Here is a 25,723-nt window from a genome sequence, read left to right on the forward strand (position 1 = left end):
GCGTCGCGACGGCGACCCGGTCGACCGCATGACACAGGCCTCGGAGCCGGGCTGGGCCCGGCAGGCGAGGCGAGGCAAGGAGATCCGCACGTATGACCACGTCCGCATCCCCGGCCCGAGGGGGAACCGGAGCGATATCCGCGTCCGTACCGGCCGGCAGGCTGACGCACCGCCAGATCATGACGATCCTCAGCGGCCTGATGCTGGGGATGTTCCTGGCGGCGCTCGACCAGACCATCGTCAGCACCTCGATCCGTACCATCGCCGACGATCTGCACGGACTCAGCGCTCAGGCGTGGGTCACCACCGCGTATCTGATCACCTCCACCATCAGCACGCCGCTGTACGGCAAGCTGTCCGACCTCTACGGACGCAAGCCCTTCTTCCTGGCGGCCATCACGATCTTCATCGCGGGCTCGGCGGCGTGCTCGTTCGCCACCTCGATGACGGAGCTGTCCGCCTTCCGGGCCTTCCAGGGCATCGGCGCGGGCGGTCTGATGTCACTGGCGCTGGCGATCATCGGTGACATCGTGCCGCCCCGGGAGCGGGCCCGGTACCAGGGCTACATGCTCGCCATGTTCGGCTCCTCCAGCGTGCTCGGTCCGCTGATCGGCGGCTTCCTCGCGGGCCGCAGCAGCATCCTGGCGATCGCCGGCTGGCGCTGGGTGTTCCTGGTCAACGTGCCGGTCGGCATCATCGCGCTGTTCGTCGTCGCCAAGGTGCTGAATCTCCCGCACACCCGGCGCGAGCACCGCATCGACTGGTGGGGCGCGCTCACCATCGCGATCGGTGTGGTGCCGCTGCTGCTCGTGGCCGAGCAGGGCCAGAGCTGGGGCTGGACCTCCACGAAGGCGTACGTCTGCTACGCGGTCGGTGCGGTCGGCCTGGTCGTCTGGGTCCTGGTCGAGAAGGCCATGGGCGAGGAGGCCCTGATCCCGATGCGGCTGTTCCGCAGCGCGGTGTTCAGCAAGATGAGTCTGCTGTCCGTGCTCGTCGGCATGGGCATGTTCGGCGGGATGATGATGATCCCGCTGTACCTGCAGATCGTGAAGGGCGTCAGCCCCACCAGGTCCGGTCTGCTGATGCTGCCGCTGATGGTCGGCATGATCGCCGGCACCATCGTGGTCGGACGCATCATCCAGAAGACCGGCAAGTACAAGATCTTCCCGGTCATCGGCACCCTGCTGATCATCGCCGCCATGCTGCTCTTCCACTACCGGGTGGAGTGGAACACGGCGCTGCCGGAGACCATGGCCTACATGGCGCTGTTCGGCATCGGCCTCAGCGGATGCATGCAGATCCTGACCCTGGCCGTGCAGAACGCCGTGGAGCCCAAGGACATGGGTGTGGCGACCGCGTCGGCCACCTTCTTCCGGCAGATGGGCGGCACCGCCGGTACGGCGGTCTTCCTGTCCGTGCTGTTCAGCACCGTCGGCGACAAGATCAGCTCGGCCTTCCGGACCGCGTACGCGACGCCCGCGTTCCAGGCCGCGCTGCACGACCCCGCCGTACGCCACAACCCCGCGAACGCGCCGGTGCTCGAGATGTTCAAGCACCCCGGGGCGGGCGGCGGGAGCGGCTCGGGCGTGCTCGACGACTCCTCCTTCATCCAGCGCCTCGACCCGCGCCTGGCCGAGCCGTTCAAGGTCGGCTTCACCGACTCGATGCAGCTCGTGTTCCTCATCGCGGCGGCCGTGACGGCCTTGGGCTTCCTGGTCGCGGTGTGGACCAAGGAGGTGCCGCTGCGCAAGGTCTCCGGGCTGGAGGCGCGGGCCGCCGAGGAGAACGCCGGCCCCGCCCCGGAGCAGGCCGCCACCACGGCCGCCGAGCCCGCCGCGGAGAGCACCACTGCCGAGATCACCTCTGCCGAGAGCGCCCCTGCCGAGAGCGCCCCTGCCAAGAAGACCCCTGCCGAGAGCAGCACCCCTGCCGAGGCCACCCCCGCGGGGACGCGGCCCGTCGCCGGGCCGGCCGACCGGTTCGAACCCGTTCCCGGCGCCTCGTCGTACGGCCTCCGGGGCCGGGTGCTGGACGGTGCGGGTGCGCCGGTGCCGCAGGCCGTGATCACCTTGATCGACGTGAACGGACGGCAGCTCGCTCGCGCCGTCAGCGGCGCGGACGGGGCCTATGCGATGTCCGTCACCGGCCCCGGCACCTATGTGCTGATCGGCGCCGCCGGTGCCCGGCAGCCGCAGGCCGTCACGGTGCTCGTCGGTGAGGAGCCGGTCACCTGCGATCTCGCGCTGAGCGGCACCGTCGCCCTGACCGGAACGGTCCGGGACGCCGTCGAGGGACACCCGCTGCCGGGAGCCCTGCTGGTCGCCACCGACGTGCGCGGCGAGGTCGTCTCCTCCGGCACCTCGGCCGCCGACGGCGCCTTCGCGCTCGCCGATCTGGTCCCCGGCAGCTACACGCTCGTGGTGAACGCGCCCGGACACCGCCCGGCCGCCCTCCCGGTCGACGTCACCCCGGCAGGCGCGGAGGCCTGCGAGATCCGGCTCGAACCCGGCGCCCGGCTCCACGGTGTCGTCAGCACCGCCGCCGGCCGGCCGCTCGACGACGCCAAGGTCACCCTGCTCGACTCGGCCGGGAACGTGGTCGGCACCACGATCACCGGCTCCGACGGCGCCTACGGGTTCACCGACCTGGACGGCGGCGAGTACACCGTCATCGCCAGCGGCTACGCCCCGGTCGCCGCGTCGGTGCGCCTGGACGGCAGTGGTGTCACCGGCCACGACCTGGAGCTGTCCCACCAGGAGGAGTCCCGGAAGCAGGAGTCCCGGTAGCACCGCCACGTCGACGGCGACGGACGTAAAGGATCTTCAGAACCCCCGCCGGTCTGCTCCGGCGGGGGTTCTGCGTGCGGCGGCGGAGGATCCGGTGAGCCGGAAGTTCGCAGTGGTGTGCGCCGGGGCGGTCGTGGTTCTTCCCGGCTGCCCTCGCGTCCGGCGGACCGTTGGAGCCCGTGTCCGTGATCGCCGTCGCCCTGTCTCTTCTCCTCGCTGCTCCAGGGCGGGGGGCCGGGTCCTCGCCGTGCTCTCCTCGCCCGCCGCGCTCCCCGCCACCCGTCGCGCTGTGTTCGGCCGGCGTGCGCCGCGAGTTCGGGTGCGTCGCCTGCCTGTTCATCCTGGCTCTGTATGCCTTGGTGTCGATGGCGATCCGTGCTGGGGGGGGTGAAGGGCTGCAGGTTTCGTGCACAGTTCCCCAATTCCTACATCATGTAGTAGCTTCTGCTCTCGGCGCCTGCCGAGACCGAGTAGCCCCGCTCGGCCGTGAAGAGGCATGGCACCGTCCTGCGCGCGGCACCGTCGGGCCCGGGCATCTCCGGCCGTGCGTCCATCCCGTCAGGAGGCTGATCCCCTGTGGCCCAACGCGACGACCTGATGCCGGCGGCGGCGCCTTCGGGGTCCGCCGCAGCCCTGCCGGACGCAGGCCCTCGGCGGATCGCGATCATCTCCGCGAGCGTCGGCGCGGGACACGACGGCGCGGCGGCCGGGCTGGCCGACCGGCTGGCCGCGCACGGCTTCCTCGTGGACCGGTACGACTTCCTCGACCTGCTCCCCGCGCGCACCGGCAGGCTGGTCTGCGACGTCTACCACCGCATGCTGACCTGGGCACCGGCGGGCTATCAGCGCCTGTACGCGGCCACCGACCACGCCTCGCGCCCGGGCGCGGTGTGGCGGACGCTGTTCCACGGCGCCGAGCAGCCCACCCTGCGGGCACTCCAGCCGGACACGTGCGCGGTCGTCTCGACGTACCCGGGCGCCAGCCAGGTCCTGGGCACGCTGCGACGGCGCGGTCTGCTGAAGGTGCCGGCCTTCACCTACCTGACCGACTTCTCCGTGCACGCCCTGTGGGTGGCCCCCGGTATCGACGCGCACCTCGCCGTGCACGCGATACCCGCGGCCCAGGCCCACGCCCAGGGCGCGGCCGCCGTCGGCGTCGCCGGCCCCGTCACCGACCCGCGGTTCACCCCCGCCACGGACGAGCAACGCCGGGCGGCACGTGCCCGGTTCGGCCTGCCCGGGCAGGCGCCGCTGGCCTTGCTGGTCGCGGGCTCCTGGGGCGTCGGCCCGGTGCGGCGTGCCGCCGCGGAGATCCGGGAGACGGGGGTCGCGGTGCCGGTGGTGGTGTGCGGACGCAATCAGGCCCTCGCCGACGAGTTGCGACGGGACGGCATCGAGCATGCCTTCGGCTGGGTGGAGGACATGCCCGGCCTGATGCACGCCTGCGACGTGCTGGTCCAGAACGCCGGCGGGCTGACGTCCCTGGAGGCCTTCGCCGCCGGCCTGCCGGTGGTCAGCTACCGCTGCATCCCCGGCCACGGCCGGACCAACGCCGCCGCCCTGGACGAGGCGGGCCTCGCGGCCTGGATCCGTGAACCGGCGGACCTCGGACCGGTGCTCGCCGAACTCCTCCACGGTCCGCGTGGCCGGGCCCAGCGCGCGGCAGGACTCGAACTGCACCGCTCCGCTCCCGGCCCCGTACCCGCCATCGCCGCCGGAACCGGACATCGACTCGTCACAGGCGCACAGCCCGTGACGAGGCGCCGTCCGGCGAGGCGGCGGCTGAGCGTGGCTGCCGCCGGTGCGGCGGCCTCCCTTTCGCTGGGCATCGCGGCGACGATCGCCTACACCGAGTCCCCCGCGCGCTTCCCCGCTGTCACCCACTACCTGGAGGGGACCCGGTGATGACCCCGGCTCGTCTCGCCCGTGCCGCCGCGCTCGCTTCCGCCACGGCCCTGCCCGCACTCGCCGTCCTCCAGGCGGCCCCCGTGGTCTCGACCTTCGGCCCGCTGCGCAACGCGGTGATGCCGCGCCTGTCCGGGCAGGGCCGCCCCGACCACATCGCCCTCACCTTCGACGACGGCCCCGACCACCTGTCCACCCCGCACTTCCTCCGCCTTCTCGAGGCGCGAGGGATCCGTGCCACCTTCTTCCTGCTCGGCTCGATGCTGGTCCGCTCGACCGGGCTGGCGAGGGAGATGACGGCCGCCGGGCACGAGATCGCCGTCCACGGCTGGCACCACCGTCCACTGCTGGTGCGCGGTCCCCGTGCCACCTACGACGATCTGGCCCGCGCCCGCGACGCGGTCGGCGACGTCACCGGCCGGCCGCCGAAGCTCTTCCGGCCCCCGTACGGGGTGATGACCACCACCGCCCATCTGGCCTCCCGCCGCCTCGGACTGACCCCGGTGCTGTGGACCTGCTGGGGCGAGGACTGGCGCAAGCGGGCCACCCCTCGATCCGTCGAGGACACCGTCCTGCGCGACCTGCGCGGCGGAGGCACCATCCTGCTGCACGACTCCGACTGCACCTCCGCCACCGGCTCCTGGCGCACCACGCTGCGAGCACTGCCCCGCATTCTCGACGTCTGCCAGGAGCGTGGCTGGCAGATCGGCCCTCTGTGCGAGCACGGCGTCCCCGGCCTGCCCGGCACAGGCCCCTCCGGGCGCCCTCCGTCTCACCCGGCGACCGGCCGAGCGGAGCGGGAGGGGCCGCGGGTCACCTGCCCATGAGGCGACGTCGCAGGAGAGTGACAGCCGGGCCGAGGGCGAGGAGGAGGCCGAGGGTGGCGTAGCCGTGGGTGAGGGTGGTGAGGGAGGCTACCGTCGCGACGAGCAACGGCCCGCCCGCGTCGCCGAGTTCGCGGCCGAGTTCGGCGGCGCCCATGGTCTGCCCGAGCCGTTCGACGGGGGTGCTCGCGGCGAGGGCGGCGAAGCCGAGCGGGGTGATCAGACCGGTTCCGGCACCGATCAGGGCGGCGCCGGCGAGGATGCCGGTCAGGCCCGGCAGCATGGCGCAGCCCATTCCGGCGGCGGTGAGCAGCAGCCCCGCCATGATGCCCGTACGGGTCGTGAGCCGTCCGTGGTCCAGTGCCCGTCCCGCCTTCGGCTGAACGACGGCGGCGCAGGCGGCCAGCACGGACACGGCGGCACCCGTGGCCACCGTGCCCAGACCGGCCGCCCGTCCGGACACCGGCAGGAAGCCCACCCCGACCGACAGGGCGGCCGTCGCCGCGGCGAGTGCGGCCGTCGGGGCGAGGAACGCCGGGTCGGCCAGCCGCCGGGCGAGGTCGAGGACCGTCTGCCGGGCCTTGGGCAGCGGCGGTACGACGGGGACGGCGAGCACGGCCCAGACGGCGACGGCCGCACCGAGTACGGCCAGGACGGCGAAGAGCAGCCGCAGGCCACCGGCCCACACCAGGACGCCGCCCAGCAGGGGGCCGAGGGTGTAGCCGATCGACTTGTAGAAGCCGTAACTGCCGAAGGCCCGCCCGTGCTTGGCCGCCGGGTTGAGCCGGGCGACCAGGGCCGAGGCCGACGGGGAGAAGGCGGAGGCCGCGGCACCCTGGCCGAGGCGGGCGGCCCACAGCCAGCCGGGGCTGTCGGCGACGGCGTACAGGGCCGACGCGGCGGCGAAGGCGACGAGTCCGCCGAGCAGTACCGGGCGGGCGCCGATGCGGTCGGCGAGGGTGCCGAAGACCGGCTTGAGGACCACCTCGGCACCGTCGTACAGGGCGAGCAGGCCGCCGAGCACGAGCAGTGAGGTGACCGCGCCCCGGGCGTGGCCGCCGAGGTTGGCGGCGATCCCGTGCGCACCGAAGGCGGTGGTGAAGCCGGCGGCGTACAGCGGCCACACCTGCCGGGCCGGTGCCGCCTGCGTCGTGGCGGCCGTGCTCACTGTTCCGGCTCCGGTGCGCCGCGCGGTTCCGCCGACCGGGCGGGGAGTCTGATCACGATGACGAGCCGGCGGCTCGCCGTTGCCGTGCTCGGCACACCCGGGAAGGTAGCAGGCGTCGCATCCGATGATTTGGCCCATTTCTCCGGGACGTGATCTTCACGCGGCATGGCTTCGGGCCGGCTTGCTCAGCCCGCCGCGCGGCGGCGGCGCAGCACCCGGCGGGCCACGAGCGCGAGAATCAGCGCGCCCACTGCGATGAGCAGATAGGTCGAATAGCGGTTGACCTCGGTGTAGATGGTGGTGATGTGGTTGCCGGCGGCGTAGCCGACGCCCGCCCACAGCCCGACCCACAGTGCCGCCCCGAGCGTGTTGAAGGCGACGAAACGGGGCCAGGGCATCTCGGTGGTGCCGGCGATGATGCCGTTGAGCTGCCGCAGCCCCTCGAAGAAGCGCGCGACGGTGACGACCTTCCCGCCGTGGCGTGTGAAGAACTCCTCGGCCTTCTCGTACCGTTCGGGCGGGAGGAAGACGTACTTGCCGTAGCGCTGCACCAGCGCGTGTCCTCCGGTTCGGCCGATGAGGTAGCCGACGTTGTCGCCGAGGACGGCGGCGGCGACGCCGATGGCGATGACGGCGGCGATGTTGAGCTGCCCGGCCCCCGCGTACAGCGCCGCGGCGATCAGGATCGTCTCGCCCGGGGAAGGGACGCCGAAGTCCTCCACGAAGATCAGGCCGCCTACGGCCCAGTAGCCCCAGTGGTCCAGGATCGGCGCGATGTCGCCGAGCACCCCGGGTAGCGGTGGTGTACTCATGCGGATCTCGTTCCTTCCGCGGAACGGCGGGCCCGGTTGTCGTACGTTCCCGTCCGGGGCGTGCCGGGGGTGATGGTGTTCAGGTTATTGCTCTCCCGGCCATTGCCTTGTCGGTGCCGGCCGGCCTGCCGTGCGTCTCCACCGCGCAGCGGACCGCACCCGCCCTTGCCGCCGGTACGGGCCTGCGCCGCAGTGGGCACCCTTGGCGGGGGACAGGAGGGTGATCACCAGCTCGGTCACGACTCGGTAGTCCCACCCAGCACCGTCCCGGCGGGGTCCGGTCCGCCCCCGGCCCCCCGCCCAGGGCCGTCCGTGCGATGTGGGAACGTGGGCGGGTGAGTACGACGACGCCTCAACCCCTGGAATACAGCTTTGACGGGCCAGAAGGCGCCCCGGTCCTCGTCCTGGGACCGTCCCTCGGCACGACTCGGCACATGTGGGACCGCCAGGTGCCGGAGCTGGCGAAGCAGTGGCGGGTCCTGCGGTTCGACCTGCCCGGTCACGGCGGGGCCCCCGCCCACCCGGCCGGGTCCGTCGCCGAGCTGGCCACCCGGCTGCTGGCCACGCTGGACTCGATCGGCGTGCAGCGGTTCGGCTACGCGGGCTGCGCGCTCGGCGGTGCCGTCGGCATCGAACTGGCCCTGCGTCACCCCGAGCGGCTCGCCTCGCTGGTGCTGGTCGCGGCCTCGCCCCGGTTCGGGACCCCTGACGAGTTCCGGCAGCGCGGAGTGATCGTCCGTACCAACGGACTCGACCCGATCGCCCGTACCTCGCCGGACCGCTGGTTCACCGGCTCCTTCGCCGCGGCCCAGCCGGCGATCACCGAGTGGGCGGTGCAGATGGTCCGCACCACCGACCCGGGCTGCTACATCGCCGCCTGCGAGGCGCTCGCGTCCTTCGACGTCAGGACCGAGCTCGGCCGGGTCGGCGTGCCGACCCTCGTGCTCGTCGGCTCCGACGACCGGGTCACCGGGCCCGCCGAGGCCCGCACCCTGGTCGCCGGCGTACCGGACGCCCGGCTCGCGGTGGTCCCCGGCGCCTCCCACCTGGTCCCCGTCGAACAGCCGGCGGCCGTCACCGACCTGCTGGTGCACCACTTCTCCACCGCCTGGCAGCAGCCCTACGACACCGGCCAGACCGCCCTGCCGGCCGCCCCCGTCAACCCGGCCATCGCCGCCGCGCCGCAGGTCACGCCGGTCGCCGAGATAGCCCCGGCCGCCGTACCGGCACAGCCGGTCGCGCGGCCCGACCGGTACGAGACGGGGCTGAAGATCCGCCGGGAGGTGCTCGGCGACGCGCACGTGGACCGGGCGCTGGCCGAGTCCGACGGGTTCTCCGGGGAGTTCCAGGAGTTCATCACCCGCTACGCCTGGGGCGAGATCTGGGACCGGCCGGGCCTGGACCGCCGTACCCGCAGCTGTATCACGCTGACCGCGCTGGTCGCGGGCGGCCATTCGGAGGAGCTGGCCTTCCACGTCCGGGCCGCCCTGCGCAACGGGCTCACCCCGGACGAGATCAAGGAGGTGCTGCTGCAGGCGGCCGTGTACTGCGGGGTGCCGGCGGCGAACAGCGCGTTCCGGGTGGCCCGGCAGGTCGTCCAGGAGGAGACCACGCCCGCCGAGTGAACGCCGGGTGAGCCCCGTGCCGCCGTACACGGCAGGATGGTGTGACATGAAGCTCACGAAGAAGTCCCACGCCTGTGTCCGCCTCGACAAGGAGGGTCAGACGCTCGTCATCGACCCCGGCGGCTTCAGCGAGGAGGACGCCGCGCTCGGCGCCGACGCCATCCTGATCACGCACGAGCACCCGGACCACTTCGACGAGTTCCGGCTCCGGGCCGCCATGGAGAACAACCCCGCGGCCCGGATCTGGACGCTGAGGTCCGTCGCCGAACGGATCACGGCGGCCTTCCCGGGCCGGGTGCACACCGTCGGCCACGGCGACACCTTCACCGCGGCCGGTTTCGACGTGCAGGTCCACGGCGAACTGCACGCCGTGATCCACCCGGACATCCCGCGTATCACCAACGTCGGCTATCTCGTCGACGGCGGCAAGGTCTTCCACCCCGGCGACGCCCTCACCGTCCCCGCCCATCCGGTGGAGACGCTGATGCTCCCGGTGATGGCCCCCTGGAACAAGATCTCCGAGGTGATCGACTACGTCCGCGAGGTGCGGCCGCGGCGCGCCTACGACGTCCACGACGCCCTGCTGACCGACCTGGCCCGCCCGATCTACGACCGCCAGATCGGCGCCCTGGGCGGCACGGACCACCAGCGGCTGACGCCCGGGGCGTCGGCGGAGGTCTGAGCCCGCCGCCGTCCGAGCCCGTTGTCAGTGGCTCCGGGTAGGTTGTGAGGCATGCGCATCGCTACCTGGAACGTGAACTCGATCACCGCCCGCCTTCCGCGGCTGCTGGCCTGGCTGGAGAGCAGCGGCACCGACGTGCTGTGCCTGCAGGAGGCCAAGGTCGCCGAGGAGCAGTTCCCGTTCGACCAGCTGCGCGAGCTGGGCTACGAGTCGGCGGTCCACGCCACCGGCCGGTGGAACGGCGTGGCGGTGCTCTCCCGCGTCGGCCTCGAGGACGTCGTCAAGGGCCTGCCCGGCGACCCGGGCTTCGACGGCGTGACCGAGCCGCGCGCCATCTCGGCGACCTGCGGCCCGGTCCGCGTCTGGTCGGTGTACGTCCCCAACGGCCGCGAGGTGGAGCACCCGCACTACGCGTACAAGCTCCAGTGGTTCGAGGCCCTGAAGGCGGCCGTCGCCGGAGACGCGGGCGGCAGCCGCCCGTTCGCCGTCCTGGGCGACTACAACGTGGCACCGACGGACGACGACGTCTACGACCCGGCCGTCTTCGAGGGCTCCACCCATGTCACCCCCGCCGAGCGCGCCGCGCTGGCCTCCCTGCGCGAGGCCGGCCTGAACGACGTGGTGCCGCGCCCGCTGAAGTACGACCACGCGTTCACCTACTGGGACTACCGCCAGCTCTGCTTCCCGAAGAACCGCGGCATGCGCATCGACCTGGTGTACGGCAACGCGCCGTTCGCCAAGGCCGTCAAGGACGCCTACGTCGACCGCGAGGAGCGCAAGGGCAAGGGCGCCTCCGATCACGCGCCGGTGGTGGTCGACCTCGACGTCTGATGCCACGCTGGGTCCATGAACCTTCCGTTCCTGGGCCACCGGCACAAGAAGAACGGTGATGCGGCGATCCCCGCCGATCCGGAGGGGATCGCCGCGCTGCTGTCCGAGTGTGAACTGCTCCGCTCGCAGGCGGCCCGGGCAGGCGTCCGCCTCGACGACACCCCGGCCTCCCTGGAGGCACTGGACCAGCTCGTCCCGCGCTGGCGAGACGACGCCGAGACCCTGCCCCGGCTGGGCAACGACGCGGGACTGTATCTGGGCACGGTCGTGGTGCGCACCGTGCCCGGCGCCGCCTGGCTGATCCGCGCCGACGGCGAGCCCGTCGTGCGGCTGGCCTCCGGCCGTGAGGTCGAGGTGGCGGGCGCCGGGCAGGACTGGGCCGCGAGCGGCGTCCCCGAGCTGTCCCAGCTGTACGCGGAGATCGCCGAGACCTGAGCCGGTATCTCCTCATCGACACCGGCCAGTTCACGTGCACCACGCGGATGCCCCGTTGCGCAAGCAGGAGTTCCTCCACGCCGGGAAGCCCGTCGCCGCCAACCTCGACTAAGATGTGCCGTTCTGCATGCTGCGAGACCCCAGGGGGCGGCAGTTCACACGGGCCTGGCTCGTCCGGCGGCAGCCGGAGATCACTGCTCGCGCACGGGGACGGACACGTACGACGGGTCGTCCGAGGGCGAGGAGAAGGTCAGCTGCGCGCCGGACGGGTTGTGCTCGATGTACAGCGGGTCGACCGTGTCGACCACCAGCGCGAGGCGGTGCCCGGCGGGGACGTCGTAGGCCGTGGAGAACAGGTCCAGGTCGACGCCGAACGGCTCGCCGGGTGTCCGCCCGTGCCAGGTGTAGGGCGCGTTGGTGACCAGCTTGCCGATGCCGAGCGGCCCCACGTCGTAGAGGTAGGCGATGAGGGTGCCGCTCTCCGCGGTCGGGGTCAGCGTGGTGTGCAGGGTGGCCGTGCCGCGCACCTGCTGGGTGCTGCCGTACCGCTCCGACTGCCAGACGGCCGCCCAGCGGCGCGGCAGCAGCGGGATGCAGGCCATGGGCGGCAGCTGGGCGACCTGGTCGAGGATGCTGGAGAGGAACACGATCCCGCCGTCCGCGCCGGAGTCGACGTTCGCGTGGATCGTGGTGGAGCCCGTGAGCGCGAGCTTCCTGCGCGTCGCCTCGACCGACTTCCAGTCCGGGTAGCCCTCGTATCCCCCCGCGCTACGGGACTTCAGCTGGACCGGCTGTTCATGGTCGATGCCGTTGTCGGCGCCCTTGAGGTAGTGGTCGAGCCAGCGCTCGGTGTCCGTCCAGACGTCGTTGGGCAGCCCGAACAGGCCCGTCAGTTCGGCGGTCGCGTGGTCGCCGGGGCGCAGTTCGAGCCGCTTGGGCACGGTCAGCTTCTGGTAGAAGTCGGCGTACTGGTTCGCCGGGAAGACCGTGTCGCCCCAGGCGTTGGCGAGCATGAGGGCCGTGCCGTTGCTGTTCAGCTGGTCGACATAGGTCGCGGCGGAACGTTTCCGCCCCCAGTCGATCATCTCCTGTTCCTTGGACAGGTTGGACGAGTACAAGTTGTCGAAGATCTCGCGCAGTTCGGGGCTCTCCCGGCCGGTGAGGGTGCCCGCGCCGTCCAGCACGGCGGCCGCCTGGACGTGCTGGGTGCGGCCCGAGTAGATCGAGTCGATCAGGTCCGCCCAGCCGCTGAGCGCGGCCACGGCCTTGATGCGCTTGTCGTGCGCGGCGGCGAGCAGGCTGATCCCGGCGCCGTACGACACCCCGGCCATGCCCACGTGCCGCGGGTCGGCCGGAGTGTTGGCGAGGGCCCAGTCGATGACCTTGGAGGCGTCCGCTATGTCCGGCGGACCGGCCACTTCTATCTGGCCGCCGGACTGCCAGAAGCCGCGCACGTTGTAGGTGAGCACCACATAGCCGGCGTCGGCGAGCTTCTGCGCCTGGGCGAGGTACTCCACCTGGGGCAGGCCCCAGCTCGTGGGCAGCACGATGAGCGGGTAGTTGTGCGAGCCGTCGGCGCCCGCGGGCGTGACGACGTTCGCCTTCAGTACGGTGCCGCCGTCGCCGGTGATGTCGACGAACCGGACGGACGGGGTGCCGGCTTCGGCGGCGGGTGCCAGACCGACGACGCTGCCGGCGATGAGCGCCGCCGAGACGGCTCCTGCGGCGGAGGCGCGCAGTGCGATGCGACCATGTCCCATGGGGTCACTCCTTCACTGGTCAAGTGCAAAGTGACCCGACGGTAACCTTGTCCCCTTACCGTAAGTAACCCGTCGGTAAGTTACGTACCGGTAAAGTTTGTTGAAGTGCTAAGCGGCCGCGTCGGCGGAGGCCGTCTCGGGCAGCGGCGTCCGCGCCGCCCGCGTCACGTCCGCCACCAGCTCCACCACATCCGGGCCGTACGCCTGCGAGTTGACCACCTTCAGCAGCAGTACGAAGGACCCGGTGCCGTGCTTGCGGTGCAGCCGCTCGTGGTGGCGGGCGAGATAGCGGGTGGCGGCCTGGTTGGTGATGGCGCTCTGGCCGCAGAAGAGGAACACCGGACGGGCCTGGCCACCCGCGGTGACCCGCGCGAGCAGGACGTACTCGCTGACGCCCCGCTCCATGCGGTAGTGCTCGCCGCCGATCCGGAAGGCACTGCGCTCGGGCCCGGGCTCCGGGTCGGTGTTGACGCTCACACCCGGCAGCATCGCCGACATGTGCGCGGCCATCCGCCGGCTGGAGGACGGGCCGCCCACACAGAACTCGGTCCGTTCGCCGAAGCCCTGCTGGACCGCGTCCTGGGTGACTACCTGGGCGTGCGCACCGCAGTCCTTGATGAGCGCGGACAGCTCGAGCAGCGCGAACACGTCGAAGCGATGCACCGCCGGTTCGGTGGCGGCCGGGTCGCGGTTGACGACGAGCAGCGACTCCGAGTTCTCCGGCATCCCGAAGAAGGCCTGCTTGCGCCGGAGTTTGCGCCGCCACAGATAGGTACGGGCGAGCCAGCCCAGGGAGGCCGATATCCCGGTCGCCACCAGGCCCAGGACGATGTTGCGCACGTCGTCGTTCATGGCCGCGCATGGTAGCGGGCCCGGGCGACGGCGACGTACCCGTGTTCGACACGTGACGTTCGTGTGGCAGGACGCCCAGGCGTACTGTCGGTACTACGGCAATCTGGCTACGCTGCGCGGACTGCCCCGACGGGAGGTTCGGATGGGTCGTCCTGGCACGCGGAAACTGGCGGTTCTGGCGGTCTCGGCCGCGCTGGTGTCGGTGGGGGCGGCCGCGCCTCCCGCCGCGACAACGAACGAGACTCCCACGAAGGTTCCGGTGGCCGTCGGCTACGGCGGCGCGGTCGCCAGCGTCGATGCCGACGCCTCCGCCGCCGGCATCGAGGTACTCAGACACGGAGGCAACGCGGTCGACGCGGCCGTCGCCACCGCCGCCGCGCTCGGCGTCACCGAGCCCTACTCGGCCGGCATCGGCGGAGGCGGCTACTTCGTCTACTACGACGCCAAGTCACGCACGGTGCACACCATCGACGGCCGTGAGACGGCGCCGCTCAGCGCCGACTCCGACCTGTTCGTGGAGAACGGCAAGCCGCTCGCCTTCGCCGATGCCGTCAGCAGCGGCCTGAGCGTCGGCACCCCCGGCACGCCCGCCACCTGGCAGACCGCACTGGACGAATGGGGCAGCAAGCGGCTCGGCACGGTCCTGAGGCCGGCCGAGCGGATCGCCCGTGACGGCTTCACGGTGGACGACACCTTCCGCTCGCAGACCGCGTCCAACGAAACCCGGTTCCGCTACTTCCCGGACACCGCCAAGCTGTTCCTGCCGAACGGGCAGCTCCCCGTCGTCGGCTCCAGGCTCAGGAACCCCGAACTGGCCCGCACCTACGAGGAGCTGGGCCGCGAGGGCATCGGCGCGATCTACCGCGGGGACATCGGCGACGACATCGTCAAGACGGTCGAACACCCGCCCGTGGACCCCGCCTCCGGCTGGAACGCCCGCCCCGGCAAGCTGGAGGAGAAGGACCTCGCCGTCTACCGGGCCAAGTTCCAGGCGCCCACCAGGGCGTCGTACCGCGGCCTGAACGTGTACTCCATCGCCCCCTCCTCCTCCGGCGGCACCACGGTCGGCGAGGCCCTGAACATCCTGGAGAACACCGACCTTTCGAAGGCGAGCGAGACGCAGTACCTGCACCACTTCATCGAGGCGAGCCGGATCGCCTTCGCCGACCGCGGGCGCTGGGTCGGCGACCCCGCCTTCGAGGACGTACCGACCAAGCAGCTGCTGTCGCAGCAGTACGCCGACTCGCGCGCCTGCCTGATCAAGGACGACGCGGTCCTCACCAGCCCGCTCGCCCCCGGCGACCCGCGCCACCCGGCGGCCTGCGGCAAGGGCGGTACGGCGGCCCCGACGACGTACGAGGGCGAGAACACCACGCATCTGACCGTGGCCGACAAGTGGGGCAACGTCGTCTCCTACACCCTCACCATCGAGCAGACCGGCGGCAGTGCGATGACCGTGCCCGGCCGGGGTTTCCTGCTCAACAACGAACTGACCGACTTCTCCTTCACCCCCGCCAACCCGGCCGTGCACGACCCGAACCTGCCCGGCCCGGGCAAGCGGCCCCGCTCCTCGATCTCCCCGACGATCGTGCTGGACAAGAACAACCGGCCCGTGGTGGCGCTCGGTTCGCCCGGTGGCGCGACCATCATCACCACCGTGCTGCAGACGCTCACCGAGTTCCTCGACCGGCGTCTGCCGCTGGTCGACGCCATCGCCGCACCCCGCGCCAGCCAGCGCAACGCGGCCCAGACGGAACTCGAACCCGCCCTGTACAACGGTGACCTGAGGAAACAGCTGGAGGCCATCGGGCACTCCTTCAAGCTCAACCCCGAGATCGGCGCGGCTACCGGTGTGCAGCGGCTGCCGGACGGGAAGTGGCTGGCAGCCGCCGAGAGGGTACGGCGCGGTGGCGGCTCGGCGATGGTCGTGGACCCGGCGCCGTAGGCCGCGGCGTGTCGTAGGCGTGTCGCACGCCTGCAACTCCGGGTCGCACGCCTACAACTCCGGTACGGGCGGCTGGCTTTCCTGGGCGCGGAAATCCAGCCGTCCGTCGCTCACGTCCACCGTCACCCGGCTGCCCTCGGAGATCGTGCCGTTCAGCAGCAGCCGGGACAGCTGGTTGTCCACCTCGCGCTGAATGGTGCGGCGCAGCGGCCGGGCGCCGTACTCCGGCTGGTAGCCGCGCTCGGCGATCCAGTCGACGGCCGCGTCCGTGAAGGTGACCGATACACCCTGCCCGTCCAGCAGCCGCCGCGTGCCCTCCAGCAACAGGTCGGTGATCTGCCGCAGTTGCTCGCCGGTCAGCTGCCTGAAGACCACGATCTCGTCGATGCGGTTGAGGAACTCCGGCCGGAAGTGCTCGCGCAGCGGCCGCAGGATCTGCTCGCGCCGCGCCTCCTCGGCCGCATCCGTGCCGCCCGGCCCGAACCCGATCCCGGCACCGCGCCGGATGATCGCCTCCGAGCCGAGGTTGCTGGTCATCACGATGACCGTGTTGGTGAAGTCCACCGTCCGGCCCTGGGAGTCGGTCAGCCGGCCGTCGTCCAGGACCTGCAGCAGGATGTTGAAGACGTCCGGGTGGGCCTTCTCCACCTCGTCCAGCAGGAGCAGCGAGTACGGGTGCCGGCGCACCATCTCGGTGAGCTGGCCGGCCTCCTCGTGGCCGACGTACCCGGGCGGGGCGCCGACCAGCCGGGAGACGGTGTGCCGCTCCTGGTACTCGCTCATGTCGAGCCGCACCATGCGGTCCTCGCTGCCGAACAGCACCTCGGCGAGCGCCCGGGCCAGCTCGGTCTTGCCGACGCCGGTCGGGCCGAGGAACAGGAAGCTGCCGATCGGCCGGTTCGGGCTCGCGAGGCCCGCACGGGAGCGCAGCACGGCCTCCGAGACCACGGCGACCGCCTCGTCCTGGCCGACGACCCGCTGGTGCAGGTGTTCCTCCAGGCCGAGCAGCCGCTCCTTCTCCTCCTGGGTGAGGCGGCTGACCGGGATGCCGGTCTGCCGGGACACCACCTCGGCGATGGCCTCCGCCGTCACCTCCAGGTCCAGCCCCTCGTCGGCCTTGTCCTCGTCGCTCGTCTCGGCGATGCGCTGCTTCAGCTCGCCGATCCGGTCGCGCAGCTCCTTGGCCTTGTCGTAGTCCTCGTCGGCGACCGCCTGGTCCTTGTCCAGGACCAGCTGCTCCACCTCGCGCTCCAACGCACGCACGTCCGCGCCCTTGGTCCGGGCGCCGAGCCGTACCCGGGCGCCCGCCTGGTCGATCAGGTCGATGGCCTTGTCCGGCAGCCGCCGGTCGGTGAGATACCGGTCGGACAGCTCCACGGCTGCGACGAGCGCCTCGTCGGTGTAGCGGATCTGGTGGTGGGCCTCGTACCGGTCGCGCAGCCCGCGCAGGATCTCGATGGTGTCCTCGGCCGTCGGCTCGGGCACCAGGATCGGCTGGAACCGGCGGGCCAGCGCCGCGTCCTTCTCGATCCGGCGGAACTCCTCCAGGGTGGTCGCGCCGACGATGTGCAGCTCGCCCCGTGCCAGGGCGGGTTTGAGGATGTTGCCGGCGTCCATCGTGCCGCCCTCACCGCCGGAACCCGCGCCTACGACGGTGTGCAGCTCGTCGATGAAGACGATCAGCTTGTCCGAGTGGGCGCGGATCTCCTCCACGATGTTGTTCAGGCGCTCCTCGAAGTCGCCCCGGTAGCGGGTGCCGGCGACGACGCCGGTCAGGTCCAGGGCGACGACGCGGCGGCCCGCCAGGACGTCCGGGACGTCCGAGTCGGCGATGCGCTCGGCGAGGCCCTCCACGATGGCCGTCTTGCCGACGCCCGCGTCACCGATCAGCACCGGGTTGTTCTTGCCGCGCCGGGACAGCACCTCGATGGTCTGCTCGATCTCGGTGTCCCGGCCGATGACCGGGTCGATCCGGCCCTGCCGGGCCAGCTCGGTCAGGTCACGGCCGTACTTGTCCAGCGTGGGCGTGCCGGTGGCGCGCTGCCGCTCCACCCGGACCGGGGTGCCCTCCGGGACCTCGGGCGGCAGGGAGCCGGCCGAGAACCGGGCCGCGTTCAGGATGTGCCCCGCCGCCGAGTCCGGGTTGGCCGCCAGCGCGCTCAGTACGTGCTCCGGGCCGATGTACCCGGCGCCGCTCGCCCGTGCCATGTCGTGCGCGTCCAGCAGGGCGCGCTTGACGGCCGGGGTCAGCGACAGCGAGGTCGGCGGGGGCATCTCGCCCGGCGGGTGCTGGACCGGGCCGGCCCGGTCGTCGATCTCCGAGGCGAGCGAGTCCGGGTCCGCGCCCGCCCGGCTCAGCAGGCTCCGCGTGGGCTCGGCCGCGACGGCGGCGCGCAGCAGGTGCTGGGTGTCCAGGTCCCGGCTGCCGTGCTCGGCGGCGTACAGGGCGGCTCCTCTGACCAGCTCGCGGGCCGGCTGGCTGAGCAGGCGGCCGATGTCGATGTGGCGAGGCGTGCCGCGGGCTCCGCCGGATCCGCCGAAGAAGCGGGCCAGGAATTCACCGAAGGGGTCAGGAGGGTAGCCGTTGGTCATGGCATGGGCTCCTTCGCTGACGACATGCGGAGCGGCCGGGTAACCCGGGGGAGGGTTGCTCATGCCCACGATGTCACGATCTGTGGGGGCGGGCATGTTCGCCCGGGGGAAGCAGCCCCGCGCACTTTCAGGGTGCTTCCCGCGCCGTGAGGATCCTGGGGCCCGAATCCGTGACGGCCACCGTGTGCTCCACGTGGGCCGCGCGGGAGCCGTCCGCCGTGCGCAGGGTCCAGCCGTCGCCGGCCGCGTAGTAGGCGTCCTTGCCGCTCGCGATGAGCATGGGCTCGATGGCGAGCACCATGCCGGGGCGCAGCGGCAGCCCTCGCCCCGGCCGGCCCTCGTTGGGGACCTCGGGGTCCTCGTGCATGTGGCGGCCCACGCCGTGGCCGCCGAAGCCGTCCGGGATGCCGTAGCCGGCCGTACGGCAGACCCGGCCGACGGCGTGGGCGATGTCGCCGATGCGGTTGCCGACGACGGCCGCCTCGATGCCCGCCGCGAGCGCCCGCTCGGCCGTCTCGACCAGGCGGACGTCCGCAGGGCGTGGGCGGCCCACCGTGAAGCTGATCGCCGAGTCGCCGGCCCAGCCGTCCAGGATGGCGCCGCAGTCGATCGAGACCAGGTCGCCGTCGCGGAGCCGGTAGCGGGTGGGGATGCCGTGCACGATCGCGTCGTTCACCGAGGCGCAGATGACGGCGGGAAAGGGGGTCGGCGCGAAGGACGGGCGATAGCCGAGGAACGGCGACGAAGCCCCCGCCTCGCGCAGCACCTCCCGCGCCAGCTCGTCCAGCTCCAGCAGGGAGACGCCGACGTCCGCGGCCCGTCGTACGGCCGTCAGGGCCCGCCCGACGACCTGGCCGGCCGCGTGCATGGCGTCGATCGATGTGTTCGTCTTCAGTTCCACCATGCCAATTACTATACCGGCTTTTAATGGTGACGGGATGCGGGCCGGTATTAGAATGGGTGCATGGTGCGCACCCCCCTCACCCCAGAAGAGCGCGAACGTGGCGAACGGCTCGGACAGTTGCTGCGCGAGGCGCGCGGCGGCCGGAGCATGACCGAGGTCGCCGCGCAGGCGGGTGTCTCCGCCGAGACGCTCCGCAAGATCGAGACGGGCCGGGCGCCGACACCCGCGTTCTTCACGGTGGCCGCGCTGGCCGGGGCCCTCGGTCTGTCGATGGATGAGCTGGTCGTGCGGTGCGCGCTCGTGCCCGTGTGAGGCGCCCGCGCTCTGCCGGAAAACGCTGCGTAGCAGCGCCGTAACACGACTCGTGTTGCCTACCCACCGGAAGGGCCGGCGGTCGGGCGGGAGCTGAGCGATGGCGGTGGATCGACTCCCCGGTGGAGTGCGGGAGTTCGCGAGCTACCTGGACGGCCTGCTGGCGCGCCTCGACCAGGGCGGAGGGTGGAGCGGGATCTTCTGGCAACGCGACCCCGACGGCATGCGGGCCTGCCTGGACGGGCGCGAGGTGCTGCCGTGGGACGTGGTGGAGGCGCTGCTGGAGGACCTCGCCGCGGTGTACGGCCCCGCCGCCGCGGCCGCCGAACGGGAACGGGCCCGTGCCCTGTACCGTGCCGCGCTCACGGCGTACGACGCCCGGCCCGGCGCGCGGGACACCCTGCTGGACCGCCTCGACGTGATGCTCCGCGAACAGCGCTACGCCGCCGAACGCCGGGCCGAACTCACCCGCCTCCTGTCCGCCCCGCCCCCCACCGAGAACCCCGAGTCCCTCCACCTCGACCTCGCCTGGGCGCACGACGACCACGACCGCGCGACCGCCAGGTGCGCCGAACTCCGGGCGCGGCTTGCGGAGTTGGATCGACGGGAGGCCGGGGGCGAGGGTGCGGCGCGCAGGGCGCCCACGGAGGTGCCGGAGGCCTTCCGGGAGGCCGACCGCGCGGGCCGGCCGGCGGGAGGGGAGTGGCGGGGAGTGGTCGGTGACGGGGCGGTGCGGAGTGGCGGTGAGTCCGGGCCGCACGCTGCCGGGCCCGCTGCGGCCTCGCATGCTGATGGCCCCGCGCGAGCCGCGTACGCCGCCGAACCCGCCTCGGCCCCACGGACTGGCGGCTCGGCTCGGCCCCCGCGCACTGTCGAGTCCGATCCGTTCCCACATCCCGAGGGCGGCTCGGCTCGGACCCCGTATGCCGTAGCGTCCCCGCCGGCCCCGCACACGTTCACCCCCGCACCTGCCGTCGCGCCCTCTCCTCGCGCCACTCGGTCCACGCAAGCCGCCGCCCCCACCCCGGGCGTCGGCCGGGCGGCGCAAGCAGGCCCACCGTCTCCCCACGCTGCTCAGACCACGCGAGCCGCTTCGGCCCCTCCCGGCGCCGCCCGGGCGGCCCATGCCACCCCCCTCACTCCTCGCGCCGGTCAGCCCCCGCAAGCCGCCTCAACCTCTCCCGGCGCCGCCCGGGGGGCGCAAGGTGCCCCGCTGTCTCCTCAGCCTGCTCAGTCCGCGCAAGCCGTCTCAGCCTCTTCGGGTGGTGCTTGGTTGGGTCAAGCCGGTCCACCGTCTCCCGACGCTGGTCGGTCCGCGCAAGCCGTCTCAGCCTCCTCGGGTGGCGTCTGGGCGGGTCAAGCCGCTCCACCGTCTCCCGACGCTGCTCAGTCCGCGCAAGCCGCCTCAGCCTCTCCCGGCGGTGCCCGGGGGACGCAAGCCACCCCCCTCTCTCCCCGCACCGGTCAGCCCGTGCCCCCCACTCCGCCGTCCCCCCACGCCGTCCACCCCCCACAGGCCGCCGCATCCGCCCCCCGTACCAACCCCGTCGACCCCCGAAGCGCCACCCCGCCCTCCTCCTCGGCCCCCGAGCCCGGGTCGCCCGCCAAGCCCCGTAAACGCCGCCGTGGCAGTGCGCGGTTCGCCGGGATGGTGGAGGAGGACGGGGCCGTTGCTGATGCGCGGCAGGTATCCCCGTCGGTCGCGCCGCAGGCACCCGCGCGGCGTGTGCCGCGTGGGGCGCGGTTCGCCGGGGCCGGTGAGGCGGGCGAGCCGGCGGCGGTCCCCGTCGCGGTGGTGGACGCCGAGGCGAGGGCGGCGGTGGCCGAGGTCGTGGAGCGGCTCGGGCGGCTGCGGGCCGAAGGGCGTAGCGGGGAGGCGCATGTGCTGCTCGTCGAGGTCGTGCACTGGCCCGCCGAACGGTTCCCGGCGCTCGCCGACGCGCTGCACAGCGCCGGGCTGGGCGCCGACTGGGCCACGCTGCTGTGGGAGACCGCCTCGCTGCCCGCGGAGCGGCTCGTCGCCGCCGCCGACGCGCTCGCCGCCGCCGGGCGGGAGGCCGACGGGCGGCAGATGCTGCGGCAGGGCGTGGCCCGCCCGGCGGAGCAGATCGGCGCGGCCGTGCTGCGGCTGGAGGAGCAGGGGCGCCGGCGGGAGGCGGCGGCTTTACTGGACGCCTGTGTGCGGGGCCGTACGGCGGAGGAGGCCGTCCGGAGCGTCGTACCCGATCCGCCCCGGCTCGTGCCCCTGCTGCTGCACGCCGCGCAGGCCGTCTCCGACGAGCGGCACTGGGATCTCGTGCACGCACTGCGGGTGGCCGGGCACACGACGTGACCGGCAGTCCATCACCTCGTCCCGGTATGCTCCGTTTCACCCCTTCGAGTGACGCCCTCGCTCACCCACCGGAGTGTGAAACGTGATCAACTCCGCGGGTTGACGACGATGGTCTTGGCAAGGGCCTCCCGGAGGCTTACGTTCGTCCCTCTACGGCCCCCTCTACGGGCGTAGAGGCTCTGACGGTCCCGTCGAAGGAGCAGCTCATGGCCAACGTCGTACGAGCCGCCCTGGTCCAGGCCACCTGGACCGGCGACACCGAGTCCATGGTGGCGAAACACGAGGAGCACGCCCGTGAGGCGGCCCGGCAGGGTGCCAGGGTCATCGGGTTCCAGGAAGTCTTCAACTCGCCCTACTTCTGCCAGGTCCAGGAGCCGGAGCACTACCGCTGGGCCGAGCCGGTGCCCGACGGGCCGACCGTGCGGCGGATGCAGGACCTCGCCCGCGAGACCGGCATGGTCGTCGTGGTCCCCGTGTTCGAGGTCGAGCAGTCCGGCTTCTACTACAACACCGCCGCCGTGATCGACGCCGACGGGACGTACCTCGGCAAGTACCGCAAGCACCACATCCCGCAGGTCAAGGGCTTCTGGGAGAAGTACTACTTCAAACCCGGCAACCTGGGCTGGCCCGTCTTCGACACCGCCGTGGGAAGGATCGGCGTCTACATCTGCTACGACCGGCACTTCCCGGAGGGCTGGCGCCAACTGGGACTAAACGGCGCCCAGTTGGTCTACAACCCGTCGGCCACGCACCGCGGACTGTCCGCCTATCTGTGGCAACTGGAGCAGCCCGCCGCCGCCGTCGCCAACGAGTACTTCGTCGCCGCCATCAACCGTGTCGGCCAGGAGGAGTACGGCGACAACGACTTCTACGGGACCAGTTACTTCGTCGATCCACGCGGGCAGTTCGTCGGCGAGGCCGCGAGCGACAAGTCCGAGGAACTCCTCGTCCGTGACCTCGACTTCGACCTGATCGAGGAAGTGCGGCAGCAGTGGGCCTTCTACCGCGACCGCCGCCCCGACGCCTACGAAGGGCTGGTGCAGCCGTGAACGACCTGTACTCCCGCCACCGCCAGGTCATGCCCGACTGGCTCGCCCTCTACTACGACGAGCCGATCGAGATCACCCACGGCGAGGGCCGCCATGTCTGGGACTCCGCCGGCAACAAGTACCTGGACTTCTTCGGCGGCATCCTGACGACGATGACCGCGCACGCGCTGCCCGAGGTGACCAAGGCGGTCAGTGAGCAGGCGGGGCGGATCATCCACTCCTCGACGCTCTACCTCAACCGGCCGATGGTCGAACTCGCCGAGCGCGTCGCCCAGTTGAGCGGCATCCCGGACGCCCGGGTCTTCTTCACCACCTCCGGCACCGAGGCCAACGACACCGCGCTGCTGCTCGCCACCGCCCACCGGCGCAGCAACACGATCCTGGCGATGCGCAACAGCTACCACGGCCGCTCCTTCAGCACCGTCGGCATCACCGGCAACCGTGGCTGGTCGCCAACCTCGCTGTCCCCGCTGCAGACCCTGTACGTCCACGGCGGCGTGCGCACCCGGGGCCCGTTCGCCGAGCTGGACGACCGCGCGTTCATCGACGCGTGCGTCGCCGACCTGAAGGACATCCTCGGCCACACCCGGCCGCCCGCCGCGCTGATCGCCGAGCCGATCCAGGGCGTCGGCGGCTTCACCTCCCCGCCCGACGGTCTCTACGCCGCCTTCCGCGAGGTGCTGAAGGAGCACGGCATCCTGTGGATCGCCGACGAGGTGCAGACCGGCTGGGGCCGCACCGGCGAGCACTTCTGGGGCTGGCAGGCGCACGCCCGCAGCGGCCCGCCGGACATCGTCACCTTCGCCAAGGGCATCGGCAACGGCAGTTCGATCGGCGGGGTGGTCGCCCGCGCCGAGATCATGAACTGCCTGGACGCCAACAGCATTTCGACCTTCGGCGGCACCCAGCTCACCATGGCCGCCGGTCTCGCCAACCTCACCTACCTCCTCGAACACGACCTCCAGGGCAACGCCCGCCGGGTCGGCGGCCTGCTCATCGAGCGGCTGCGGGCCGTCGCCGCCCAGCTGCCCGGCGTGCGCGAGGTGCGCGGGCGTGGCCTGATGATCGGCATCGAGCTGGTGAAGCCCGGCACCGACGAGGCCGATCCGCAGGCGGCCGCCGCCGTGCTGGAGGCGGCCCGCGAGGGCGGACTGCTCATCGGCAAGGGCGGCGGCCACAACACCAGCGCCCTGCGCATCGCCCCACCGCTGTCGCTCACCGTCGCGGAGGCCGAGGAGGGCGCGGCGATCCTGGAACGGGCGCTCAGGAGCATGTACTAGAGAACGGCGGTACGGCCATGACCACCACCTCGGAGACCCGATACGCCTGGGAGCCCGCCCTCTCCGTCCGCCAGGTGCTCACCCTGGAACGGGTGCTCGCCGGAGAACCCGAGGTGGTCGCGGGCGCCGGGCAGCTCGACCGGCCGGTGCGCTGGGTGCATGTCGCCGAGGCGGCCGACGTCGGGGTGATGCTCAGCGGCGGCGAGATGGTCCTCACCACCGGCGTGCTCCTGGCCGGCGACGAGGCCAAGCAGGCCGAGTACATCCAGTCCCTGCACCGTGCGGAGGCCGCCGCCGTCGTGCTCGGCCTCGGGCGGGCCTTCCCGGCGCCGCCCGAGGTGATGCGCCGGGCCGCCGAGCGGTGCGGACTGCCGATGGTCGTCCTGCACCGGCCGTTCCCGTTCGCCGAGCTGACCGAGGAGGTCCAGTCCCGGCTGGTACGGCGGAAGTTCGCCGCCGTCAGCCTCTCGGAGACCGTACGGACCGAACTCACCGCCCTGATCACGGCCGGTGCGCCCCTGCAGCGGCTGCTCGACGAGGTCGCCCGGCACAGCGGCTGCCCCGTCGTGGTCACCAACCTCGCCCACCGCGTCCTCGCCACGGCGGGGGAGCGCTCCGCGGTGGACGACGTGCTGCGCGACTGGGAGCGGATCGCCCGGCAGGCCGGTGCCGGCGCCGACGGCGGCTGGATCAGCGCCGAACTCGGCGGCCGCGGGGAACGCTGGGGCCGGCTGCTGCTGTGCGGCTACCGGGGCGACACGGCTACCGGGCGGCTGCTCGCCGACCGGGCCGCCGAGGCGCTGGTCCTGCACCGCATGCTCGGCGGCGGCGCCGGGCACTCCTGGGAGGAGGAGTCCGCGCAGGGCCTGCTCACCGACCTGCTCTCCGGAGTCGTACCGGCGTGCCGGCTGCTGCCCAGGGCGCGCGCGGCCGGGCTGCCGGTCAACCGGCGCACCTTCGTCCCGCTCGTCGTCCTCGGCCGCTCTCCGGACGAACTCGACCGTGTGCTGCGCCTGTTGGGGATGTCCGGGCTGGTCGCCGAGCTCGACGACGGCCGGGCCGCCGTACTGCTCAGCCTCGCGCGCGACCAGGACGCCGAGGCCCTCACCGCACACTTCGCGGCCCGGCTGCGCACCGCGTCACGGGCCGTGGTCGCCGCCAGCGCCCCCCGGACGGGCTGGGACGACGTGCCCGCCGGGCTGCGCGAGGCCCGGCATGTCGCCGACGCCGTCGCCGACTCCTCGGCCGCCCTCGACCTGCCGGCCGTGGTCCGCCTCAAGGACGTCCACCTGCGCGGACTGGTCCGGCTGCTGCGCGACGACCCCCAGGTGCAGTCCTTCGCCGAGCGGGAGCTGGACGGGCTGCTGTGCGAGTCCGAACCGGAGCTGCTGAACGTCCTGCGGACCTATCTCGCCACCGGCCGCAACAAGTCCCGCACCGCCCAGCTCCACCATGTCTCCCGGCCCGCCCTCTACCGCCGCCTGGAGGCCATACAGGCCCGCCTCGGCGTCGACCTGGACGACTTCGAACAGGCGGCCTCGGTGCACATCGCGCTCCTCGCGCACGACGCGCAACAGGGGTGAAACATGGGACGACCTGCGAAAACGGCGGTGAAACATGGGATCCGGC

The 25,723-nt window shown here is 72.4% G+C and carries 19 protein-coding genes; 13 read left to right on the top strand and 6 right to left on the bottom strand.

The features are described from left to right. Positions 1-92 precede the first annotated feature (92 nt). The 3 genes from LMU33_RS13925 to LMU33_RS13935 all read left to right on the top strand — a co-directional run bounded on the left by LMU33_RS13925 (position 93) and on the right by LMU33_RS13935 (position 5,518). Entirely contained in the window at positions 93-2,786 is a 2,694-nt protein-coding gene (locus LMU33_RS13925; protein WP_228620569.1) for an MFS transporter, read from the top strand. A 576-nt stretch (positions 2,787-3,362) separates the two neighbouring features. Then, positions 3,363-4,691 (top strand): MGDG synthase family glycosyltransferase, encoded by a 1,329-nt coding sequence (locus tag LMU33_RS13930; protein WP_308280777.1) that lies wholly within the window; start codon positions 3,363-3,365, stop codon positions 4,689-4,691. Next, the gene (locus tag LMU33_RS13935) at positions 4,691-5,518 is read left to right on the top strand and encodes a polysaccharide deacetylase family protein (RefSeq protein WP_228620571.1); all 828 of its coding nucleotides are present in this window, start codon (positions 4,691-4,693) and stop codon (positions 5,516-5,518) included. Before LMU33_RS13930 ends, LMU33_RS13935 begins: the two co-directional genes overlap by 1 nt. Here the strand turns inward: LMU33_RS13935 and LMU33_RS13940 are convergent. After that, positions 5,505-6,641, bottom strand: a complete 1,137-nt coding sequence (locus tag LMU33_RS13940; protein ID WP_228620967.1) for an MFS transporter — start codon at positions 6,639-6,641, stop codon at positions 5,505-5,507. The two genes, LMU33_RS13935 and LMU33_RS13940, sit on opposite strands and share 14 nt — an antisense overlap. Positions 6,642-6,868: 227 nt before the next feature. After that, positions 6,869-7,495, bottom strand: a complete 627-nt coding sequence (locus LMU33_RS13945; protein ID WP_228620573.1) for a DedA family protein — start codon at positions 7,493-7,495, stop codon at positions 6,869-6,871. A 317-nt stretch (positions 7,496-7,812) separates the two neighbouring features. Here LMU33_RS13945 and pcaDC point away from each other — a divergent pair, with 317 nt between their 5' ends. The 4 genes from pcaDC to LMU33_RS13965 are packed head-to-tail and all read left to right on the top strand — an operon-like array spanning position 7,813 to position 11,068. Further along, positions 7,813-9,120, top strand: coding sequence for a bifunctional 3-oxoadipate enol-lactonase/4-carboxymuconolactone decarboxylase PcaDC (pcaDC, locus tag LMU33_RS13950; protein WP_228620575.1), 1,308 nt, complete (start codon positions 7,813-7,815; stop codon positions 9,118-9,120). A gap of 46 nt (positions 9,121-9,166) precedes the next feature. After that, positions 9,167-9,802 (top strand): MBL fold metallo-hydrolase, encoded by a 636-nt coding sequence (locus tag LMU33_RS13955; protein ID WP_228620576.1) that lies wholly within the window; start codon positions 9,167-9,169, stop codon positions 9,800-9,802. Between the two features lie 51 nt (positions 9,803-9,853). Then, positions 9,854-10,633: an exodeoxyribonuclease III gene (locus LMU33_RS13960; protein WP_228620578.1), complete on the top strand. Its 780-nt coding sequence runs from the start codon at positions 9,854-9,856 to the stop codon at positions 10,631-10,633. Positions 10,634-10,648: 15 nt separating this feature from the next. Continuing rightward, a complete protein-coding gene (locus LMU33_RS13965; RefSeq protein ID WP_228620580.1) occupies positions 10,649-11,068 on the top strand; it encodes a DUF6278 family protein in 420 nt (139 codons plus the stop codon). 191 nt (positions 11,069-11,259) lie between these two features. On the opposite strand, the gene LMU33_RS13970 is transcribed toward LMU33_RS13965, so the two are convergent. Together LMU33_RS13970 and LMU33_RS13975 are read right to left on the bottom strand one after the other, a co-directional pair. After that, positions 11,260-12,828: an alpha/beta fold hydrolase gene (locus LMU33_RS13970; RefSeq protein WP_228620582.1), complete on the bottom strand. Its 1,569-nt coding sequence runs from the start codon at positions 12,826-12,828 to the stop codon at positions 11,260-11,262. A gap of 108 nt (positions 12,829-12,936) precedes the next feature. After that, positions 12,937-13,680, bottom strand: a complete 744-nt coding sequence (locus tag LMU33_RS13975) for a hypothetical protein (RefSeq protein WP_228620584.1) — start codon at positions 13,678-13,680, stop codon at positions 12,937-12,939. A 142-nt stretch (positions 13,681-13,822) separates the two neighbouring features. Between LMU33_RS13975 and ggt the strand changes: the two genes are divergently transcribed. Continuing rightward, on the top strand, positions 13,823-15,625 hold the full coding sequence (ggt, locus tag LMU33_RS13980; protein ID WP_228620586.1) for a gamma-glutamyltransferase: 1,803 nt from the start codon (positions 13,823-13,825) through the stop codon (positions 15,623-15,625). A 51-nt stretch (positions 15,626-15,676) separates the two neighbouring features. Here ggt and LMU33_RS13985 read toward each other — a convergent pair whose 3' ends face one another. Both LMU33_RS13985 and map read right to left on the bottom strand, forming a co-directional pair. Beyond that, a complete protein-coding gene (locus LMU33_RS13985) occupies positions 15,677-18,217 on the bottom strand; it encodes an ATP-dependent Clp protease ATP-binding subunit (RefSeq protein ID WP_228620588.1) in 2,541 nt (846 codons plus the stop codon). A gap of 127 nt (positions 18,218-18,344) precedes the next feature. Beyond that, positions 18,345-19,121: a type I methionyl aminopeptidase gene (map, locus tag LMU33_RS13990; RefSeq protein WP_228620590.1), complete on the bottom strand. Its 777-nt coding sequence runs from the start codon at positions 19,119-19,121 to the stop codon at positions 18,345-18,347. Positions 19,122-19,181: 60 nt separating this feature from the next. Between map and LMU33_RS13995 the strand changes: the two genes are divergently transcribed. The 5 genes from LMU33_RS13995 to LMU33_RS14015 all read left to right on the top strand — a co-directional run bounded on the left by LMU33_RS13995 (position 19,182) and on the right by LMU33_RS14015 (position 25,677). Then, entirely contained in the window at positions 19,182-19,433 is a 252-nt protein-coding gene (locus LMU33_RS13995; protein WP_228620592.1) for a helix-turn-helix domain-containing protein, read from the top strand. A gap of 1,726 nt (positions 19,434-21,159) precedes the next feature. Beyond that, positions 21,160-21,765, top strand: coding sequence for a hypothetical protein (locus LMU33_RS41960; RefSeq protein WP_372477955.1), 606 nt, complete (start codon positions 21,160-21,162; stop codon positions 21,763-21,765). 206 nt (positions 21,766-21,971) lie between these two features. Beyond that, positions 21,972-22,814 carry a nitrilase-related carbon-nitrogen hydrolase gene (locus LMU33_RS14005; RefSeq protein ID WP_228620596.1) on the top strand — a complete coding sequence of 281 codons (843 nt, stop codon included), beginning with the start codon at positions 21,972-21,974 and terminating at the stop codon, positions 22,812-22,814. A 29-nt stretch (positions 22,815-22,843) separates the two neighbouring features. Beyond that, entirely contained in the window at positions 22,844-24,094 is a 1,251-nt protein-coding gene (locus tag LMU33_RS14010) for an aspartate aminotransferase family protein (RefSeq protein WP_228620968.1), read from the top strand. Between the two features lie 17 nt (positions 24,095-24,111). Beyond that, entirely contained in the window at positions 24,112-25,677 is a 1,566-nt protein-coding gene (locus LMU33_RS14015; RefSeq protein ID WP_228620598.1) for a PucR family transcriptional regulator, read from the top strand. Positions 25,678-25,723 lie beyond the last annotated feature (46 nt).

The sequence above is a fragment of the Streptomyces barringtoniae genome, assembly GCF_020819595.1.
Classification (GTDB): domain Bacteria; phylum Actinomycetota; class Actinomycetes; order Streptomycetales; family Streptomycetaceae; genus Streptomyces; species Streptomyces barringtoniae.